Raw genomic sequence first — 20,476 nt, forward strand, 5'->3', positions numbered from 1 at the left:
CTTGATCTAGGTTTTTAATCAGCCTAGTGCCTATGAAACTGTTTCTGGATTGGTCGTCTTATGAAAACGCCGGGATGGGCGACGCCTATGCCGATATTCCCAAGCATGGCGCCGATTTTGCGAAGGCCGTGGCGGTGTGCATCGGCAGCAAGCAATGCGAACGGGATGCCAAAGGGGTGATGTGCCCTAGTTTTAGGGTGACGCAAAATTCCGGCTTATCGCCGGGTGGGCGGGTGAGGGCGTTGAAAGCAGCATTGAACGCCGAAAACGACGCGGCCTTTTTCAATCCGGAATTGGCCGAAACCATGGCCTTGTGCATCAGTTGCAAAGGCTGCAAGCGCGAGTGCGAGAACGAAGTGGACATGGCCTTGATCAAGGCCGAGTTTCTGGCGCAGCAAGTGCGGCGCAATGGCTTGACGCTGCGGCGGCGCTTGTGGGCGGAGTTACCGAAAATACTGCGTTGGCGCGCGCTCCGGCCCTTAATTCAATGGCGCAATCGCATGCCGCTGCTGGCGCGTTTAGGCGAAGCCTGGCTGGGCATCAGCGCCAAAGTCCGCTTGCCGGAACCTGCCGTGCAAGCGTTTCAGGTGCCGGCGCAATCCGAATTAAGTTTGCATCCGGAGTTAGCCGACAATCAGGTCGTGCTGCTGGTCGATACCTTTAATTATTACTTTAATCCGGCCGCCGCCGAAGCCGCTAAAAAACTGCTGAATACCGCTGGTTATCATGTGCATATCGCTACGCCCTTGGCTGGCGATGAGGCGGATCGGCCCTTATGCTGTGGCCGTACTTATTTTTCCAATGGTCTGATCGATAAGGCCCGCATCGAAGCGCAGCGCATGCTGGCGGCTCTCGCCGAGCATGTCGCTGCGGGGCGCACGATCATTGGCTTGGAACCGTCCTGCATTCTCAGTTTGCGTGACGAATATTTAAAGCTGGGTTTAGGCGAACCGGCGCAAAAACTGGCGGAAAAGGTCTTGTTACTGGAAGAGTTTATCGTCCGCGAACAAGCCGGCAAACGCTGGCCTATCGAGTTTCAAGCCATCCCCGGCGTTAACAGCTTGTTATTGCACGGCCACTGTCATCAAAAAGCCGTCGGCGCGATCAAGTCGGTGCGCAAACTGCTTAAGCAACTGCCGGATTTGAAATTCGAGCTGATCGAGTCGTCTTGCTGCGGCATGGCAGGCAATTTTGGTGTCGAAGCCGAGCATTACGATCAAGCCCAAGCGATGGCCGAGTTGGCCTTATTTCCAGCGCTACGTGCCGAACCTGACGCACTGCTGGTCAGCAATGGTTTCTCTTGTCAGCAGCAGATCGGCAATGGCGGCTTTGCCAAGCCCCTGCATTTAGCCGAAGTACTTTGTTTAGCCTTACCGTCACAGGATTGATGCTATGAAATTAACCATCGACAAACGTCATCTCGAACAACTGCTTAACGATCACCCCCGTTTGCAAAGCATCAATGAGCAATTGCGTTTTGGCACCAAGGCGCAAGTGCCTTACGATTTACTCAGTGAGGCCGAATTAGCCAGTCTGGCCGATATCTACTTGCAACACGGTGAAGCCTTACAACAGCAAGCGGCGCTATTGATAGCCTTGCAAGCGGCGCTGGCCGACGACAGCCATCGCTACAACGTCGATCAACTGGAAATGTTGTTGCCGGCCATTGCCAATTATTTATTGGAGGGCGGGCTGCGTGGTTGGCTATTTCATGTGCAGCCTTCCGGCAGAACCTTGGCTTATCTGATCACTCGCCTGGATTACACCCCACCGGGAGAAGAAGAAGCCGGGCGGATCCTGATCGAATTGAAGGCCAACACCAAGGGTAAAATCATGGTGGAAAGCCTCATCATTCGTAGCAAAGATCTGGCGAACAAAACCATCCCGGAGATTTTTGCCACCAAAGGTTACTTAAAAGAAACCCCGGAATTAATCGCCAGTTACGATGAGGCTACCGCGCGGTATTTTGACTGGCGGGCGCGCTATGGCGAACAGTTTTCCGGGTGGGGTACCGGCGAATATGCCGAGGATCCAACCGCCAGCCATCGCAGCAGCGACTGGACGCGGAAGAATACGGTGGTTATGTCCTCCGGTGGCGGGATCTGTCGCTTGGTCAACGACGAAAATATCCTCAGCGAACGGGCTTTGAGTCTTGACGCATCCGGCGACATTCTCGGCACTTATCTGCGCAAAGCCGGCAAAAGCATGCGTTACGACAGCAAGACCGAGAGCGCGATGGAAGCCGCCAAAGCCGATGTCCCCAAAGGTATGTTCACGGAAATGCCGGTCCATGGCTATATCCTGATGTTTCATTTGGAATTGCATCACCATGTTTGGGTACATGTCGACGATACCCAGCCTTATGTGTATCAGCCGGAGTTGAAACAAAAGCTGATCCTGCCGCCCGAACAAACCGATTTGATCGACATCCTGACGGCGGAAATGGACATGCTGATGGACGACATCGTCGCCGGCAAATCCGGCGGTACCACGGTGCTGTGCGCCGGTCCTGCCGGCGTGGGTAAGACGCTGACCGCCGAGGTGTATTCGGAAATCATCAAGCGGCCCTTGTACCGGGTACATTCCGGGCAGTTGGGTTTAAACGTCGCGGAGATGGAAAAAACCTTGAAGGACACTTTGATACGCGCCCAGCGCTGGGGGGCGGTGATGTTGATCGACGAAGCCGACGTTTACATCAAAAGCCGGGCTGACAATTTGGCTTCCAATGCCGTAGTCGGTGTGTTCTTGCGGGTGCTGGAATATTTTAACGGCTTGTTATTCCTGACCACCAACCGGGTGGACGACATAGACGAAGCCATCATTTCCCGTTGTATCGCCATGTTGCGCTATCACGCCCCGGATCATGCGGACAGATGCAAAATCTGGCGAGTGATGACCGAGCAATTTAGCCTGCCGGTCAAGGAAGAGTTGATCGACGAACTGGCGGCCATCTTTCCGGGTGCCACCGGCCGCGACATCAAGGGTCTGACCAAACTGGTCGCCAAGTTCTGCCAGCAAAAACAACTGGCGCCGGAACTGGATGTGTTCAAGCGCTGCTCGGTGTTTAGAGGCCTGGAGTTGTTGGACGAAGCCGCCTAATTTAAAAATAGGGTGGCTATTTGCATCGAATAAGGGGTGAATCACAAATACACTTAGTATTGTTACTGTTTTATTAAGTAAAACAATAAATTACCGCTTGCGTGTATTGTTGAATTTTAATAAGCCGATATAGTGAATGCGAGATTTCGTTTCGACCGACAAACGGTCCGGGAGGCCAAATGAAGATCGCTAAGATAGGAAATACCGGCATAGCCATGCTGATCGTTGTCATTGCCGGTTTGCTGGGGATACTACCGATGGGATTGGTCTTTTCGATATTGCTCTTTGCCGCCCTGATACGGGGTAGCGTGATGTTGATTGATAAAGCCATTGATAGCGGGGCACAAGCGAAGGAAATTGACAGGCATTAACTCCGGTCAGCATATTTACCAATACCCTGAAGTTTAGGAAAGAAACCAATCCTTAACCGTCTGGAGGCTGGCATAAAGTGGTGCTTGGCCCGCGAGGTGCATGCTAAGCCTGAGCGCCTCGCGGGCCAAGTGACTTGCCGGTAGAGGTCCGCTCCAGCGAAGGGTTAGGCGTCTTTCGTTCTCACCGTACGAGCATTCCTTGCCATTCACCACCGGCTGGAGCGATGCTAAAGGCACCCTTCATGCGTGACCGATTCGTTGGATCAGTTGCCTGCCGATCGTCAAGCTCGGCTTTGAGTTAGTCGTGGCGCCTGCGATCGCCCGGTAGTGCCGGATGAGTTTCGATAGCGGTTTCGCCCTGCTTGAATGTTGACTCCCAGCGCAGCCAGATTTTCCAGTCCGCCAACACAAGCGTGAGGACGTGTTGGTCTCCGGGCGAAAGGAAGTAGGTGTCACCCTACTCATCAGTGCTGTGACCGAACTCAGCCTCATAGATGTGTGGAACTCCGTTTCGTTCGGCAACGCCCAGGCTGGTTGATTGCAGGGTTAGCCGGCGCTATTGGGTGGAGGGGTTCCATAGCTGCTGTAAGTCTTGCAGGTAGGCCGGGTACGAAGTAAAGGGGCACCGTGGGAGGCGACGTCTTGCCAAGAAACAACTTATGTCGGCTTTTCCGAAGAATGTTTCGCATGTGCTCATAGCGAAGATGTCACTGTCTAGTTCGGCTGGCGCCATTGGACCGGAGGGTAGACCTCTATATTGTTGGCGCCGGCGAAGATTCTGCGCCTCCCGACGGAGTGAGGCGAGTGAGAAGTGGTGTGTAGCTTGGAAGAAATGTCGCAGTTCGTGGGCAACGATCCAGACAAAAAGAATTTCGTCTTCTTCGAGCGCTCTGCGCGAAAGCCAAACCATGTGATGGCATGCCACGTCCTTCATGACAGCTAGGACGTGAGATGGAACAGAATTGATCGCGTGATCGCGGTTCCAGTAGAAGGCAATGTCCTTGAATTCTTCTAGCACGCCGTCTTTCTTCGAATAATCTTCGCCATCGAGGAGCAAATGAGTTGGGCGGTATTCCGCCCCCACAAGGTCAACGACTCGGTTGACAAGATCAGCCCTTTCGGAATAAGAGCCGACAGGATAGGTGAGTATGTCCATCGGCGTGGTGCCTCAGCCCAGCCTCGAACGAGGGGTTAGGCGTCATTGAGCAGCGGCAAGGCCTTCAAGCAATCGCATCGTTGTAAGATTGGGAGTGCCAGTCGCGGAACTTGGTTGGTAGTGCAACTGAAAGGCCTTCAGAATGTCCTTGGTTCCTACTGTTACAACGTCAGTCACGCCCGGTGGTGGAAAGGCTGGGTCATCGACCATCACGTAAGCCTCACCCTTCTTTCCGTACCCGTGCGGCTTGGCGTATCCGCACTGCTCGAGGAGTGCTTGAATCTGCGAGTCGGTTCCAATTTGCGTTGTTGATGATAGCTTCGGCCAAAGCCCCACACCTTGATCCGCGAGAAGCTTCCAAGGAAAGTTTTTACCCGGGTCAACCTTGCGCTTGGGTGCAACATCGGAATGCCCAACGACGTTCGCGTTGGTGATAGAGGGGTTTTCGGAAATGATTACCCTGCAGAGTTCGACCAAGGCGGCGACTTGGGCCTGTGGATAGTCGTTCTTGTTTCCGTCGAGGTTCACTATCTCCACACCAATTGTTCGACCATTTACAAGCTTCTTTCCTCTCCACATCGAGACACCAGCATGCCATGCCACCTCATCATTGTTGAGGATCTTGTAGGCAACACCGTCAGGTGCAAGGACGTAGTGGGCGCTCACCCCTCGGTATCGAAGCACGCGTAGTGACGACTCGAGATCCAAGGCCGTGTAGTGGAGAACCAAGGTATCCACTTTCTGAGTTCTCGCTCCGTAGCTGTCTGATTGAATTCGGGCACTCTCGATCTGAACCACTGTTGTCTCCTGAATGACGCTAACTAAAATTAGACAACCTAAATGACGCAAAACATTGGGTCAAAACGATTTCCAAACGTTTTAAAAAAATAAAAATATCGGTTCATTTCAACTGTGTGTCTTCATTTAGCACTGCCTAAATCAAATTGGTTAACCATCAACAGATTACCCAAACTACTTCTGCAACCGCCCCCGCCGAGCATCCATCGGATTCTGTTTTAAAGGCCGGTAAATCTCAACGCGATCTTCAGCGCTGAGATTTTTGTCCAAATTACAAACCACCCCAAAAATCCCCACCTTCTGCTGACTTAAATCGATTTCCGGAAACTCCCGCAAGATGCCGGAAACTGCTATACCTTGTTCGACGGTGCTATTTGCTGCCAGGCTGACTGGAATAAGTAGTTGCCGATCCGGCGTGGCGTAAGCCACCTCAACCGCAATCAACTCATCCGCCATACAAGGCTTTTGCGCGTTGGGTGAAGGAGGAGACCATGGTGTTGCAGATCTGATTAAACACCGGGCCGAAGGCCAGGTTGGCCAGCATACCGGAGATCTCGAACTCCAGGTCCAGCGAGATTTTGCTGGCGTCTTCGCGCAAGGGCATAAAGCTCCAAAATCCCTCCAGCGAGGAAAACGGCCCGTCCAGCAAGCTGATCTGGATTCTGCCGCCTTGATCGACTTTATTGCGGGTGGTAAAGGATTTATGAAAGCCGGCCTTGGCGATGTCTATTTGCCCTTCGACGATGTTGCCTTCGCGTTTCAATATTTTGCTGCCGGAACACCAAGGTAAGAACTTGGGATACGACTCGATATCATCTACCAGATCAAACATTTGTTTAGCGGAGAATTTGACCAAGGCGCTTTTTTGTACAACCGTGATCATTTACAGCACCCCGAGTACATGTAAGAAGACGATGAACACTGCTGCCGGCGCTACGTATTTGATTAGAAATTGCCAAGCCTGAAAGCCTTGCGCCGGCAGTTCCAGTTCCTGCTCCGCATGGGCTTGTTTCATCATCCAGCCGGCAAACACCGCGATGCACAAACCGCCCAAAGGCAGCATCAGGTTGGCGGTCAGGTAATCCAGCAGTTCGAACAGATTTTTATCGAAGATTTTGAATTCTGACCAGATGTTGAAGGAAAACACCACCGCCACACCCAAACCCCAGCAAGCCGTGCCTGCCCAGACGCAGGCTTTTTGCCTATCGATATTTTTGTTTTCCACCAGCCAGGCCACGGCCGGTTCAATCAAAGAAATTGACGAGGTGAGGGCGGCGAAAAACAGCAGTACAAAAAACAGCACGCCGAATAACCAACCACCGCTCATATGCCCAAAAGCCAAGGGCAGGGTTTGAAATATAAGGCCCGGACCGGTGGCAACTTCCAGTTGATTGGCAAACACCAAGGGAAAAATGGCGATGCCGGCCAGCAAGGCTACCGCCGTATCCGCGCCGGCAATAAAAAAGGTGGTTTTGGCGATGGAGACATGGCCGGGCAGGTATGAGCCGTAGACCATGATCGCGCCCATACCCAAGCTTAACGTAAAAAAGGCGTGGCCCATCGCGGTCAGCACCGCGTCGGCGTTGATTTTGCTGAAATCGGGGCTGAACAAAAAGTGGATGCCTTGCGCATAGGAGCCGGAAGCCATCGCATAAGCCACCAAAATAATCAGGATCACAAATAAGGCCGGCATTAAAAAGCGCACGGCTTTTTCCAGGCCGCCTTTCACCCCGCGCATCACCACTTGCATGGTGATGAACATGAACACGGTGTGCCAGAAAATTTGTTGAATCGGACTGGCCATCAAATTGTCGAACATTTGCTTCACTTCGCCGGCGTCGGTACCGAAGAAACCGCCGAAAAAGGCTTTAAAGATATAAGCCATCGACCAGCCGGCAATCACGCTATAGTAGGCCAGGATTAAAAAACCGGCGATCATGCCCATCCAGCCCAAATAGCCCCAACGCGGATCGACTTTGGCCTCGGCGGCCAGGGTTTGCATGGTGTTGATCGGGCTTTGCCGGCCACGTCGGCCCAGCATGATTTCCGCAATCATGATCGGTATGCCGATAGCTGCCACGCAGATTAAATACACCATCACAAAAGCGCCGCCACCGTTTTGGCCGGTGATGTAAGGAAATTTCCAGATATTACCCAAACCGACCGCCGAACCGGTGGCGGCCAGAATAAAGGCGAAACGGGAGGACCATTCGCCGTGGATGGATGGGGTTTTATCGGTCATGTTGGGGAGCCCTTGTGTTTTTATATCGTTATTTAACGGGTGTGTGAGTAAAATATCAAAATTCACGTTTTCAGTCAGTTTAAAAAAAACTTCGCTACAGAATGGCAGCCAAAAAATCCAAGAAGGACAACAAAGCCACCGATAACACGATTGCGGTTAATCGCCAGGCTTCCCACGAGTACACCATAGACGAGACTTTCGAAGCCGGTTTGGTATTGGAAGGTTGGGAAGTGAAAAGCTTGCGTGACGGCCGGATTCAGCTGAAAGAGAGCTATGTCGAGATCAGACGCGGCGAGGCTTGGCTGAGTGGGGCGCATGTGTCGGCTTTATTGTCGGCGTCCACCCACGTCAATCCGGACGCGGTACGCAAGAAAAAATTATTGTTACACCGACGTGAATTGAACAAGCTGATCGGCTCGGTGGAACGCAAAGGCTACACCCTGATTCCGCTATCGATGTATTGGATCAAGGGCCGCGCCAAGCTGAAAATCGGTCTGGCGAAAGGTAAAAAATTGCACGACAAGCGCGCAGCTTCCAAAGACAAGGATTGGCAGCGAGACCGAGCGCGCATCATGAAGCACGGCTAATTTCGATGACGATGCATCCCAATTTACTGGACGCTGACAACAGCGTTTTGCTGGTGATGGACATTCAGGGGCGTTTGTCGACGGCTATGCCGGCTTTAGACCAGCAACAGATGCTCACACACGGTCGGCGCTTGTTGCAGGCCGCCGGGTTGTTAGATGTGCCGGTGTTATTGACCGAACAGTATCCGCAAGGGCTTGGGCCCACGCAAACCGAGGTTAGCGAGTGTTTGCCCGGCAATACCCGTACCTTTAGTAAAACCGGTTTTTCTTGTTGCGCCGCGGACGGCTTCAAGCAAGCCCTGGCTGATACCGGTCGGAAGCAGGTTGTGGTGATAGGTCAGGAAGCGCATGTGTGCGTGTTGCAAACCGCGCTTGAGTTGTTAAGTGCAAACTATCAAGTTCATGTGTTGGCTGATGCGGTTTGTTCGCGCCAAGTCCAGCACAAAGATTACGCCTTGCAGCGCATGCAGCAGCAAGGCGCTACGTTGAGCTGTCACGAATCTGTATTGTTCGAATGGTTGCGGGATGCTCGGCATAGCCATTTCAAAACTATTTCAGCGCTTTTGCGTTAATTGCACGGGGGTTTAATGCTACGGAAAGGATGGATCGCGGTAATACTGGGATTGTTGCTGGTACTGGGATGTGCGGAGCCGCTGCCGCCAGTAAAGACTTTTAGTGGTTTCGCACAAGGTACTACGTATCACATCAGTTATTGGACGCCGCAAGCGCAGGATGAGGCGCAGATCACCGCTGAAGTTGAAAAGGTTTTCCTGGATTTGGATAAAACCTTATCCAATTACCGGCCGGACTCGACAATCGAACAATTTAACGCCAACACGTCGACAAACAGTCAGCTGGTCGGCGACGAAATTGTGGCTTTGTTTAAAGTGGCCGAGAACGTCAACAAGCTGAGCCAGGGTTGTTACGATTTGACCATCAAGCCTTTGTTCGAGATATGGGGTTTCATGGGAGAAGAGTTGACTATCCCAAACGATGCAGCCTTGCAATCAGCGTTGGCGAATATCGGCATGGACAAATTGCAGCTGGTGGACGATAGCCATATGTCGAAAAAACTGCCCAATGTACGAGTTGATCTGTCGTCAATCGCCCAGGGTTATAGTGTCGAGAAAATCAGCAACACGCTTGAGGCTTTGGGTATCCAAAACTATTTAGTGGAAATTGGCGGCGAATTGAAAGCGCTGGGTAGCAAACCGGACGGCAAGGCCTGGCGTATTGCGGTGGAAAAACCGCTGCCGGGCGAACAAAAGATGCACAAAGTGGTGACCTTGCCGAAGGAGTCGCCGATGTCGGTGATGACCTCGGGTACTTACCGGCATTATTTCGACGTCAAAGGCAAGCGTTACAGCCACATTCTGGATGCCCGCAACGGCAAGCCGGTAACGCACGATTTGGTTGCTGTCAGTGTGTTTAACGAAAGCCCGACCATAGCCGACGCCTGGTCTACCGCTTTATTGTGCCTGGGGCAGGAAGAAGGGATGAAACTTGCCGATGCGGAGAAATTGCAAGTGATGTTTATCCAGCAACAAGGCACCGAGTTTTTGGAAAGTAAAACCAGGGCCTTGACTATGTCCACCCAAGTGACGATTAACTAGGCTAAGGCCTATCGTGGTAGTATCCGCGCAAAACTGAAGCGGGGGAGATTTTATGTGGGGTCTAAACGATCACTTGACGTTCGCCGTGCATGGTGGCGGCGACAACGGTGGAGGAGTGGCCGGTGGGGTGGAGAGCTTATTGTCCTTCCTGGAAGTGTTGGTGCGGCAATCTCCTTCGGAAAGTCTGGATAGTTTATTGCCGGGCGTTGCTGCGTTACAAAATATTCATCCCTTGCTGGTGCATTTCCCGATTGCGTTGTTGACTATGTTCTTCACTCTGGATTTGATCGGCAGCGTGGCGAAGCGCTCGGAGTGGCGGCAGATAGCCGGCGCATTTCTGTATCTGGGTACCGTGTTTGCCGCGCTTACCGTGGCGGCCGGTTTAGTGGCGGCAGGGAGTGTGGCGCATGGTGGTGATGTTCACGAGATCATGGAGCATCATGAGCATCTGGGTATTTCGGTATTGAGTCTGGCTACTGCGCTGTCGGCGTGGCGTTTGTTTAGCAAAGGGCTGATAGTCGGACCAGCTAACACGCTGTACTTGTTGCTGGCGGCGATTTTAGCCGCCTTGTTGGCGTTTGCCGCCGATCTGGGTGGTCTGATGGTTTATAAACATGGCGTCTCGGTGCACGCTGCGGATCAAGTCAATCAAGCGGCGGCGCGCGCTCATGAACACGAAGGTGCTGTTGAGGATAGTTTGCCGGCAACGCATGAAGAAGCCGAAGTCGAAGATTTGAAACCGGAAGATAGTCATTATGATGAAACGACGCATGGCGCTGCCGGTCATCATCACGACCATCATCATGCGCATTGACGCATACCTGATAAGCCGCGGGACAAAGGCTGACAAGGGTCAGCCTTTTTTTATTGGTCCGGACATGACATATCGGATAGCTGTGTTATCCTACGCCGCCATTTTTTGTGAGGCATTAGATGCGTACCCGCGTTAAAATTTGCGGCTTTACCCAAGTGGAAGATGCGCTTTGTGCCGCCAATTTGGGCGTGGATGCGATTGGTTTGGTATTTTATCCGCCCAGTCCAAGAAACGTAAGCATCGAACAAGCTGCAAGCATCAGTAGAGCGTTGCCAGCCTTTGTTAACGTGGTAGCCTTGTTTGTCGATGCCGCGCCGGCTTTGATTCGTGAAGTATTGAATAAAGTAAGGGTGGATTGCCTGCAATTTCATGGCGATGAGCCTGCAGATGGTTGCCGGATTTACGATAAATCGTATATCAAAGCCATTCGCATGCAAGCGGATACGGACGTCGCCGGCTTGCAACAGCAATATCACGATGCGGCCGGATTACTGTTGGATGCTTATCATCCGGGCGTGCAGGGCGGTAGCGGTAGCGGTTTTGACTGGGATTTGATTCCAAACACCCGCAGTTTGCCGATCATTCTCGCGGGCGGATTGACGCCGGAAAATGCCGGGGAAGCGATTAAAGCTGTAAAACCGTATGCACTGGATGTGAGCAGCGGTGTTGAGGCCGGGAAAGGCATCAAGGATGCAGCGAAAATGGCTGCGTTTATAAGAAAAACTAATCAAGCGACTTGAGAACTATGACAGAAAGATACGATATGCCGGATGCCCGGGGCCATTTCGGGCCTTACGGCGGTATTTTTGTGGCGGAAACGCTGATGCCGGCCATTACCGAATTGAACGAAGCCTACCAGCGCTATATGCAGGATCCGGAGTTCCTCGCTGAGTTGGATGCCGATCTCAAGGATTATGTCGGTCGACCGTCGCCGCTGTATCATGCAGAACGCTGGAGTAAGCATTTGGGCGGTGCGCAGATTTATCTGAAGCGCGAAGATCTCAATCATACCGGCGCGCACAAAGTTAACAACACGGTCGGTCAAGCCCTGTTGGCTAAACGTATGGGCAAGACCCGCATCATCGCCGAAACCGGCGCCGGTCAGCATGGCGTCGCCACCGCGACTGTCGCGGCCCGTCTGGGTTTGGAGTGTGTGGTGTACATGGGCGCAGTGGACGTGGCCCGCCAATCCCTGAATGTCTATCGAATGAAGTTGTTGGGCGCCACCGTGGTGCCTGTGCAATCAGGCTCTAAAACCCTCAAAGACGCATTGAACGAAGCTTTGCGCGATTGGGTGACCAATATCGATAATACTTTTTATATTATTGGCACCGTAGCCGGTCCGCATCCCTATCCCGCCATGGTTCGGGATTTTCAGGCTGTGATTGGCCGCGAAGCCCGTCAACAATGTCTAGACCAAACCGGCCGCTTGCCCGACGTACTGCTTGCTTGCGTGGGCGGCGGTTCCAATGCCATCGGCTTGTTTTATCCGTTTATCGACGACAAGTCCGTGAAAATGATCGGCGTCGAAGCGGCCGGCGACGGCGTTGAAACCGGTCGTCATTCAGCACCGCTATGTGCCGGCCGTCCTGGCGTATTGCACGGCAACCGCACGTATTTGATGGCTGACGACGATGGCGAAATCATCGAAACCCATTCTATCTCCGCCGGCCTGGATTATCCCGGCGTTGGCCCTGAGCATGCTTGGCTGAAAGATACCGGTCGTGCCCAGTATGTGAACATAACCGACGACGAAGCCATGGCGGGCTTTCATGCCTTAACCCGTATGGAAGGCATTATTCCGGCTCTGGAATCCAGCCATGCCATGGCTTATGCGATGAAACTGGCGCCCACCATGCGCAAGGATCAAATCATTGTTATTAATTTGTCCGGACGCGGCGATAAAGATATGCAAACGATTATGCAACGCGAGGGCATCAGTTTATGAGCCGTTTAGCTAACAAATTTGCCGAATTGAGAGCCTCCGGCCGTAAAGCCTTAATTCCGTTTATCACTGCCGGTGATCCTTATCCGGAATTCACCGTCCCTTTGCTGCACGAAATGGTCGCGGCTGGTGCCGACGTTATTGAATTGGGAGTGCCTTTTTCCGATCCGATGGCCGATGGCCCGGTGATACAACGCGCCAGCGAGCGTGCATTGTCGCACCATGTCGGTTTGCGAAAAGTATTGAGCATGGCCATCGAGTTTCGGAAAACCGATCAGACCACGCCGTTGGTGTTGATGGGTTATTTAAACCCGATCGAAATCATGGGTTACGAAGATTTTGCCAATGCTGCGCAACGCGCCGATGTTGACGGTGTGTTGACCGTGGATTTGCCGCCGGAAGAATCCGAGGCTTGCGTCCATATGCTGCGCGAGCGCGGTATAGATCAGATTTTTTTACTGGCGCCTAACACCACTGCTGAACGGATTCAGAAAATGGATGCAGTGGGCAGCGGCTATTTATATTACGTGTCGCTGAAAGGCGTCACCGGTGCCGGGCATTTGGATACCGCCGATGTCGAACAAAAATTACAACTGATTCGCCAGAATACCGCTTTGCCGGTTGGGGTTGGTTTCGGAGTCAAGGATGCCGATACCGCGAAGACTATCGCTGCGATTGCCGACGGCGTCGTGGTGGGTAGTGCGCTGATCAGTAAAATTGAAGCAAATCTCGATGATCCTCAGCAAGCCAAGCATGAGATCATCACCCTGTTGAAATCCATGCGCGCAGCCATGGATGTTTAAGCTTTCAAGCGGAGACTACACCGAATGAGTTGGTTTGAAAAACTGGTCCCCTCTGCCATCAGAACCGAATCCTCGCAGAAGAAAACCACCGTGCCGGAAGGCTTGTGGAATAAATGTCCGCGTTGCGATGCGATTTTGTTCAACGCCGAGCTAGAGAAAAACTTAAGCGTTTGCCCAAAATGCGATCACCATTTACGCATTTCGGCGCGCAAACGGCTGAATATGTTTTTGGATGAAGATGGCCGTCAAGAGATCGGCGCTGGATTAAAGCCCAGCGATCCTTTGAAATTTAAGGACAGCAAACGCTATAAAGATCGCATCAGTCAGGCGCAAAAACAAAGCAACGAGAACGATGCATTGGTGGTGATGAAAGGTACGCTGAAAGGCGCAGGTATCGTCGCTGCGGCGTTTGACTTTGGTTTCATGGGCGGTTCGATGGGCTCGGTGGTTGGCGAGCGATTCGTGCGCGGCGTGAACGAAAGTTTGCGTTTGGGTGTGCCGTTCATCGTCTTTACTGCCAGCGGCGGTGCCAGAATGCAGGAGTCTTTGTTCTCGCTGTTTCAAATGACCAAAACCAGCGCGGCCTTAACCAAATTAGCCGAAGCCGGAATTCCGTATATTTCCTTCATGACCGATCCAACTATGGGCGGTGTTTCCGCCAGTCTGGCGATGTTGGGCGACATAAACGTAGCCGAACCGGACGCCTTAATCGGTTTTGCTGGTCCGCGAGTCATCGAGCAAACCGTGCGTGAAAAGTTGCCGGAAGGCTTCCAGCGCAGCGAATTTCTGCAGGAACACGGAGCGATAGACATGATCGTTGATCGCCGCGAGATGCGCGATAAAATAGCCAGTATTCTGGCTATTATGTGCGCCGGTAGCAGCAGCGCGGACGTGGTCGACGTTATTCCTTACAGTGAGCCATTAAGCAATCAGGGTGAGAGAGATAATCCGCAGCCTCAGGAATAAATACGGTCGAAATGACACGTTTTGATTCGCTGCAAGCCTGGTTGGACTGGCAGGAAAAATTACATCCTCGGCCTATCGATTTGGGATTGGGACGGGTTGCCGGCGTATATCGGCAGCTTAACCCCGAGCAGAAAAAGCCGCTGACTATTACAGTTGCCGGCACCAACGGCAAGGGTTCGTGCGTAGCATTTCTGGAAGCGATATATCGCGCCGGGGGCTATAGAGTGGGTGCTTACACATCGCCGCATATTTTGCGTTATAACGAACGTATTCGTATTGATGGCGAGCCCGTTGCCGACGCTTTGATTTGCGAGGCCTTTAGTCGTATCGATGCTGCGCGCGGCGAGATCAGTTTGAGCTATTTCGAGTTTGGTACATTGGCGGCGTTGAAAATCTTTGCCGACTCGGATCTGGATATTCAGTTGCTGGAAGTCGGTCTTGGCGGCAGGCTCGATGCGGTGAATATTGTTGATCCCGATGCGGCTATTGTGACGACGATAGCACTCGATCATGTCGATTGGCTGGGTCATACCGAAGAAGCCATCGGTCGGGAAAAAGCCGGTATTTTCCGGCCGGGCGTGGCGGCGATAATCGGCGATCAACAAGGGCCTCGCTCGGTAGTCGAAGTGGCGGAGCAAGTAGGGGCCACCGTACTGCAAATGGGCAACGCATTCACGTATCAGAAACAGGTTGACGGCTGGGAATGGCGGTCTGCTGATACGCAAATCAGTCGCTTGCCACCGCCGGCCTTTAAGGGTGAGCACCAATATCGAAATGCTTCGTCGGCGATAATGGCGATAAAAACCCTACAGCCTCTATTAGCGATCAGTGACGATGCAATTCGGCAAGGCTTGCAAAGTGCCCAGCTATCCGGGCGTTTTCAATCGATTGCCGGCTCGCCGCGAATCTTGCTTGACGTGGGGCATAACCCGCAAGCTGTGCAAACACTAATCGACTATTTGCACGAATACTTCCCCGAAGTCAGAATACACGCAGTTTTTGCGATGATGCGGGATAAAGATATAGCCGGCGTATTGAACATGATGCGCGACAAAGTGACAACTTGGTACTTAGCGCCGCTGGTTAATCCTCGCGCTGCTAGTGCGGATATGTTAGAAACCATCTTTCAGCAACAAGGCCTGGACAATGTCCGTAGCGGTTTTGCCGATTTTACCGAGGCATTTCAAGCTGCTCGGCAAAACACCGGGCAAGACGAGTTGCTTTTGATTTTTGGTTCTTTTTTTCTAGTATCCGAATATTTATCGAAATTTTCATAGAGGTGATCAGAATGGATCAAGAGTTAAAGCAGCGATTGATTGGTGCGGCGGTCATCACCGCATTAGCGGCGATTTTCGTGCCGATGTTATTTGACGACCCGATCGACGAAACAGGCAAAAGCATCAATGAATTGAAAATCCCCGAGCTACCCGCCAAGGCTCAGGATGTGGAAATCATGCCTCTGCCGGAAAAAGTTGAAGAGGTGGCGGAAACTCTGCCTGCTGAAAATGCACCCAAACAAGCGGTGAAAGTGCTGGAAGAAGGGGAATCTGAAGCGGAGTTGGAAGCGCCTAAGCCGCAAGTTAAATTGACCGCCAAAGACACTGCGCCGGCGCCACGGAGTCTGCCGGCTGCCAAACCCGCTGCGCCAGCGGCGGCGGTCGCGCAAGTCGATGAAGAACCTGCTGAAGCGGAAGATGTGCCGCCGGCAGTCCTGACTAAACCGAGCAAATCGCCTGCGCCTGCTGTCCAGCCTTTACAAGCGGTCAGTCCGACGCCGAAAGTGCTTAAACCGGTTAACAAATTACCAGAACCAAAAGCAGAGGTAGCGGCAGTTCCGGCTCCTGCACAGGTGGCTACACCGGCCAGCAAAGCGCCGGCGGCGGCTGAGGACAGCAATCGCTGGTATTTGCAAGTGGGTACCTTCAGTCAAAAACCTAACGCAGTCACTTTGCAGGATAATCTGAAGCAACAAGGTTTCGCCGCATCGGTCAGAGAGGTTGCCAGCGATAAAGGTACCGTTTTTAAAGTGCGCATAGGGCCTATCGTCGATAAAGCCAAGGCCCAGGCGGTGAAGGCTAAGCTGGCGCAAATTAACGTCAACAGTTTTGTTTCCGCGGACGAATAGCCATTTGCCAACCTCGTATTGTTTGATTTAGCTGGCTAGACCATGTTGGATTTTGTACCCTGGGCCAAGTTGCTGTGGGTGGATTACGTCGTCATTTCCATTATCGCGATTTCGGCGATAATGGGTCTACTGCGCGGTTTTATTAAAGAAGCGTTTGCGTTGGTGCTTTGGATGGTGGCGGTTTGGGTTGCAACGCAGTACTGCCGGGATGTTTCGGTGTTACTGCAATCCACCATCAGCTATCCGTCCGCTAGAATTGCCGCCGCATTCGCGTTGCTATTTTTCGCCACCTTGATTTTGGGTAGTTTAATCAGCTTTTTGCTGAGTCAGCTTATCGAAAAAACCGGCTTGACCGGTAGTGATCGTTTGCTGGGTATGTTATTCGGTATTGCCCGCGGGGCGGTACTGGTTTCCTTATTGGTGATGCTGGCCGGCCTAACGCCGTTGCCGGAAGATCCGTGGTGGAAACAATCCCTTCTCATTCCTCCGTTCCAAGCCTTGGCAGTGTGGTTGAAAACCCACATGCCGACCGGTTTGGCGGATTACATCCATTATCGATAACTTGGGTCTGCTATGTGTGGTATTGCCGCTATTGTTTCCAATCAAAGTGTTAATCAGGATTTGTACGACGCCCTGACGGTACTTCAGCATCGCGGCCAGGACGCCGCCGGCATCGTAACTTGCGACGGTAGCCGTTTGCATTTGCGTAAGGATAACGGTTTGGCGCGGGATGTATTTTCCAGCAAGCAAATGATGAAGCTGAAAGGCAATATGGGTATTGCCCATGTGCGCTATCCGACCGCCGGTTGCACCAGTTCGGCTGAAGCCCAACCTTTTTACGTGAATTCTCCGTTCGGTTTGACCTTGGCGCACAACGGCAACCTGACCAACACCGAAGAATTGAAATATCAGGTGTTTATGGATGACCAACGTCACATCAATACCGATTCTGATTCGGAAGTGTTGTTGAATGTATTCGCGCATGAACTGGCGCAATTCGGCAAACTTAAATTGACTGTGGACGATGTGTTTCAAGCGGTTAGAGCCGTGCACAAACGTATCCGTGGCGCGTATGCAGTCGTGGTCATGATCGCCGGCTTTGGCGTGTTGGGCTTCCGGGATCCGCATGGTATCCGGCCCATTGTGTTTGGCAAGCGAGAAAATGATGACGGCACTGATTACATGATCGCATCGGAAAGCGTGGCGCTGGATGTGTTGGATTTTCAATTGATTCGCGACATCGAGCCGGGTGAGGCCGTATTTATCGAAGCAGACGGCCAGTTACACACCCAGCAGTGTACGGAAGTCGTCGATCATTGTCCGTGTATTTTTGAATATGTCTACTTTGCCCGGCCGGATTCGATCATCGACAATATTTCGGTGTACAAAGCCAGAATGCGGATGGGTAGAAAACTGGCCGAAAAAATTCAGCGGGAATGGCCTGACCACGACATCGACGTGGTCATTCCGATTCCGGATACCAGCCGCACCGCCGCCTCGCAAATTGCTCATGACCTGGGTGTGAAGTTTCGCGAAGGCTTTATGAAAAACCGTTATATCGGCCGGACTTTCATCATGCCTGGGCAAAAAATGCGTAAAAAATCGGTCAAGCAAAAGCTGAATGCTATTTCGCTGGAATTCGACGGTAAGAATGTATTGCTGGTGGACGATTCCATCGTGCGCGGCACTACTTCCGAGCAGATTATCCAAATGGCCCGCGATGCCGGTGCCAATAAAGTATATTTTGCCTCTGCGGCGCCACCGGTACGTTATCCCAACGTTTACGGTATCGACATGCCGGCCGCGCATGAACTGATTGCGCATGATCGCACCGAGGATGAGATTTGCGAGGCTCTGGGCGCCGACAAGCTGATCTATCAAGACTTGGACGATTTGATTGAAGCGGTCGGTCGAGGTAACCCGGACATCAAGCATTTCGATACCTCATGTTTCAGTCATGATTACATTACCGGCGATATCGACGATGCTTATCTGGCGCGCATCGAAGCCTTGCGCAATGACAATGCGCAGGAATTGCGTAACAGCAGCAGCTTTATCATAGAGATGCAAGTTGCAAAGTAACAGGACCCGAAATGAGTGAATTTGATTGGCAAGACTACGCCCCGGAAACCTTGGCCATCCGCACCGGGCATAAGCGCACTCACGAAGACGAACATAGCATCCCGATTTTCGCTACCTCCAGCTATGTGTTCAAATCGGCTGAGGAAGCAGCCCTGCGCTTTACCGGAAAACAACCCGGCAATATCTACTCGCGCTTCACCAATCCGACCGTCAGCGCGTTTCAGGAGCGTTTAGCTTATTTGGAAAAGGGCGAGCGTTGTCTGGCGTTTGCGTCGGGCATGGCGGCGATCATGGCCGTGGGCATGGCTTTGCTGCAAGCCGGCGACCATGTGGTCTGTTCGCGCAGTGTGTTCGGTAACACAGTATTGACCTTCCAGAATTATTTCGGCAAGTTTGGCGTCGAGACCGATTTTGTCAGCCTGACCGAGCCGGCGGCCTGGGAAGCGGCGATTAAACCCAATACCCGGTTTCTGTTTCTGGAAACCCCTTCTAACCCATTGATCGAAATTGCCGATATTCGTGCGTTGGCGGACATTGCCCATCGGCATGGAGTGTTGTTGGTGGTTGATAACGTGTTTTGCACACCGATCTTGCAGCAGCCATTGACCTTGGGCGCGGATTTGGTGGTGCACTCCACGACTAAATACATCGATGGCCAAGGGCGTTGCGTGGGTGGCGCCGTGGTGGCCAACGAAGAATTGATCGAAAAATACGTGTATCCCTATCTGCGTACCGGCGGTGCGACGATGAGTCCGTTCAATGCCTGGGTGTTTTTAGGGGGACTGGAAACGCTGGCTTTACGCATGAAAGCGCATTGCGATAATGCGTTCGAGCTGGCCAAATGGCTGGAGCAACAACCGACGGTTGCCAAGGTGCATTACCCTGGATTGGAATCGCATGCCCAGCACGAGTTGGCTAAGCGCCAGCAGACGCATTTCGGCGCAGTGGTCAGTTTCGAATTGCAAGGCGGTAAAGATCACGCCTGGCAGCTGATTGACTCGACACGGATGTTGTCGATTACCGCGAATTTGGGCGATGTAAAAACCACTATCACCCATCCCGCAACGACCACGCATGGTCGCTTGACGCCTGAAGCGCGCGCCGAGGCCGGCATCAAAGACAGCTTGGTGAGAATTTCGGTGGGTTTGGAAAATATCGATGACATCAAGGCCGATTTGCTTAACGGACTGACGAATTGCTGATGGTGCAGGTAGGTAAAGCCTGCCGCCGCGCAACGCAAATCAAAAATTAAGCTATCTTTGACCGACGTTATAGAGAGATTGCGATCATGTTTCAGGATAGAAAAGAGTACCGAAAAAACTTTAACGCGGAAGGCCAATTATTTGTTGGCGGCGAAACCTTGCAACTGAATTGCTACGACGTGTCGCTGAAAGGCGCGATGGTCGAAGTCAGTCCTGGTGACCTGCTCACCACTATCCAGGATTTTGAAGCGTTGTTGAATGAAGATCGGCGAGCGGAAATATTTGTCGCGGAATTGATGTTGGCTGGCGAAGTCGATATCGTTTGGGTAAAACGCGAACGCAATCGCATCATGATGGGCATGGAGTTTCGCGATGTCGTGCACAATGCCCACAAGCTCTGGCGCAAGCGGCGCGGTTACCGCAAACTGGAAGCGTTTAAAGCCGAATTGTTTATCGACAAGGAGCGTTTCAGTGTGGAGGGCGTGAATCGTTCGGTAGAGGGCATGTGCTTGAAGCTAACGGGTAATCATCCCTGCATCAAGATCAACGCTCCGGTTAAGCTGTTGGCTGCCGAACTTGGATTGAGCGCTTTGGGCAAAGTGGTTTGGGTAGAGAGCAACGAATTGGTCACCCGCCTTGGTCTGCAATTGGTGATCGTCAAATAAGGCCACAA

The 20,476-nt window shown here is 52.4% G+C and carries 21 protein-coding genes; 17 read left to right on the forward strand and 4 right to left on the reverse strand.

Going from position 1 to position 20,476, the window contains the following annotated elements; genetic code table 11:
• The first annotated feature begins 32 nt into the window (after window positions 1-32).
• The 3 genes from ACR64Q_RS09525 to ACR64Q_RS09535 all read left to right on the forward strand — a co-directional run bounded on the left by ACR64Q_RS09525 (window position 33) and on the right by ACR64Q_RS09535 (window position 3,470).
• Window positions 33-1,388, forward strand: coding sequence for a (Fe-S)-binding protein (locus tag ACR64Q_RS09525; protein ID WP_313734478.1), 1,356 nt, complete (start codon window positions 33-35; stop codon window positions 1,386-1,388).
• Window positions 1,389-1,392: 4 nt separating this feature from the next.
• The gene (locus tag ACR64Q_RS09530; protein WP_313734479.1) at window positions 1,393-3,099 is read left to right on the forward strand and encodes an ATP-binding protein; all 1,707 of its coding nucleotides are present in this window, start codon (window positions 1,393-1,395) and stop codon (window positions 3,097-3,099) included.
• A gap of 179 nt (window positions 3,100-3,278) precedes the next feature.
• A complete protein-coding gene (locus ACR64Q_RS09535) occupies window positions 3,279-3,470 on the forward strand; it encodes a hypothetical protein (protein ID WP_101052393.1) in 192 nt (63 codons plus the stop codon).
• A gap of 1,198 nt (window positions 3,471-4,668) precedes the next feature.
• On the opposite strand, the gene ACR64Q_RS09540 is transcribed toward ACR64Q_RS09535, so the two are convergent.
• From ACR64Q_RS09540 to ACR64Q_RS09555, 4 genes are all read right to left on the reverse strand, one after another.
• Window positions 4,669-5,424 carry an N-acetylmuramoyl-L-alanine amidase gene (locus ACR64Q_RS09540; protein ID WP_313734480.1) on the reverse strand — a complete coding sequence of 252 codons (756 nt, stop codon included), beginning with the start codon at window positions 5,422-5,424 and terminating at the stop codon, window positions 4,669-4,671.
• A 174-nt stretch (window positions 5,425-5,598) separates the two neighbouring features.
• Entirely contained in the window at window positions 5,599-5,865 is a 267-nt protein-coding gene (locus ACR64Q_RS09545; RefSeq protein ID WP_313735069.1) for an RnfH family protein, read from the reverse strand.
• 4 nt (window positions 5,866-5,869) lie between these two features.
• On the reverse strand, window positions 5,870-6,307 hold the full coding sequence (locus ACR64Q_RS09550; RefSeq protein WP_026600617.1) for a type II toxin-antitoxin system RatA family toxin: 438 nt from the start codon (window positions 6,305-6,307) through the stop codon (window positions 5,870-5,872).
• Entirely contained in the window at window positions 6,308-7,666 is a 1,359-nt protein-coding gene (locus ACR64Q_RS09555; protein WP_313734481.1) for a sodium-dependent transporter, read from the reverse strand.
• Between the two features lie 101 nt (window positions 7,667-7,767).
• On the opposite strand from ACR64Q_RS09555, the gene smpB reads away from it, so the two are divergent.
• The 14 genes from smpB (at window position 7,768) to ACR64Q_RS09625 (ending at window position 20,468) form a co-directional block, all read left to right on the forward strand.
• Window positions 7,768-8,253: an SsrA-binding protein SmpB gene (smpB, locus tag ACR64Q_RS09560; protein ID WP_020481594.1), complete on the forward strand. Its 486-nt coding sequence runs from the start codon at window positions 7,768-7,770 to the stop codon at window positions 8,251-8,253.
• A 5-nt stretch (window positions 8,254-8,258) separates the two neighbouring features.
• Complete coding sequence (locus ACR64Q_RS09565) at window positions 8,259-8,825, forward strand: hydrolase (protein ID WP_313734482.1); 567 nt, start codon at window positions 8,259-8,261, stop codon at window positions 8,823-8,825.
• 15 nt (window positions 8,826-8,840) lie between these two features.
• The gene (locus ACR64Q_RS09570) at window positions 8,841-9,866 is read left to right on the forward strand and encodes an FAD:protein FMN transferase (RefSeq protein ID WP_313734483.1); all 1,026 of its coding nucleotides are present in this window, start codon (window positions 8,841-8,843) and stop codon (window positions 9,864-9,866) included.
• Window positions 9,867-9,918: 52 nt separating this feature from the next.
• A complete protein-coding gene (locus tag ACR64Q_RS09575) occupies window positions 9,919-10,680 on the forward strand; it encodes a DUF2231 domain-containing protein (RefSeq protein ID WP_313734484.1) in 762 nt (253 codons plus the stop codon).
• 119 nt (window positions 10,681-10,799) lie between these two features.
• On the forward strand, window positions 10,800-11,420 hold the full coding sequence (locus tag ACR64Q_RS09580) for a phosphoribosylanthranilate isomerase (RefSeq protein ID WP_313734485.1): 621 nt from the start codon (window positions 10,800-10,802) through the stop codon (window positions 11,418-11,420).
• A gap of 5 nt (window positions 11,421-11,425) precedes the next feature.
• Entirely contained in the window at window positions 11,426-12,628 is a 1,203-nt protein-coding gene (trpB, locus tag ACR64Q_RS09585; RefSeq protein ID WP_313734486.1) for a tryptophan synthase subunit beta, read from the forward strand.
• The gene (trpA, locus tag ACR64Q_RS09590; RefSeq protein WP_313734487.1) at window positions 12,625-13,428 is read left to right on the forward strand and encodes a tryptophan synthase subunit alpha; all 804 of its coding nucleotides are present in this window, start codon (window positions 12,625-12,627) and stop codon (window positions 13,426-13,428) included. The genes trpB and trpA overlap by 4 nt, the downstream gene beginning before the upstream one ends.
• 24 nt (window positions 13,429-13,452) lie before the next feature.
• Entirely contained in the window at window positions 13,453-14,394 is a 942-nt protein-coding gene (accD, locus tag ACR64Q_RS09595; protein WP_313734488.1) for an acetyl-CoA carboxylase, carboxyltransferase subunit beta, read from the forward strand.
• Between the two features lie 11 nt (window positions 14,395-14,405).
• Complete coding sequence (folC, locus tag ACR64Q_RS09600; RefSeq protein ID WP_313734489.1) at window positions 14,406-15,671, forward strand: bifunctional tetrahydrofolate synthase/dihydrofolate synthase; 1,266 nt, start codon at window positions 14,406-14,408, stop codon at window positions 15,669-15,671.
• Between the two features lie 11 nt (window positions 15,672-15,682).
• Window positions 15,683-16,519 (forward strand): SPOR domain-containing protein, encoded by an 837-nt coding sequence (locus tag ACR64Q_RS09605; RefSeq protein ID WP_313734490.1) that lies wholly within the window; start codon window positions 15,683-15,685, stop codon window positions 16,517-16,519.
• Window positions 16,520-16,561: 42 nt separating this feature from the next.
• Entirely contained in the window at window positions 16,562-17,080 is a 519-nt protein-coding gene (locus ACR64Q_RS09610; RefSeq protein WP_020481584.1) for a CvpA family protein, read from the forward strand.
• 12 nt (window positions 17,081-17,092) lie between these two features.
• Entirely contained in the window at window positions 17,093-18,601 is a 1,509-nt protein-coding gene (gene purF, locus ACR64Q_RS09615) for an amidophosphoribosyltransferase (protein ID WP_020481583.1), read from the forward strand.
• A gap of 11 nt (window positions 18,602-18,612) precedes the next feature.
• Window positions 18,613-19,803, forward strand: a complete 1,191-nt coding sequence (locus ACR64Q_RS09620) for an O-succinylhomoserine sulfhydrylase (RefSeq protein WP_313734491.1) — start codon at window positions 18,613-18,615, stop codon at window positions 19,801-19,803.
• 86 nt (window positions 19,804-19,889) lie between these two features.
• The gene (locus tag ACR64Q_RS09625) at window positions 19,890-20,468 is read left to right on the forward strand and encodes a PilZ domain-containing protein (protein ID WP_026600629.1); all 579 of its coding nucleotides are present in this window, start codon (window positions 19,890-19,892) and stop codon (window positions 20,466-20,468) included.
• The last annotated feature ends 8 nt before the right edge of the window (window positions 20,469-20,476 follow it).

Source organism: Methylomonas sp. 2F7, from assembly GCF_057126975.1.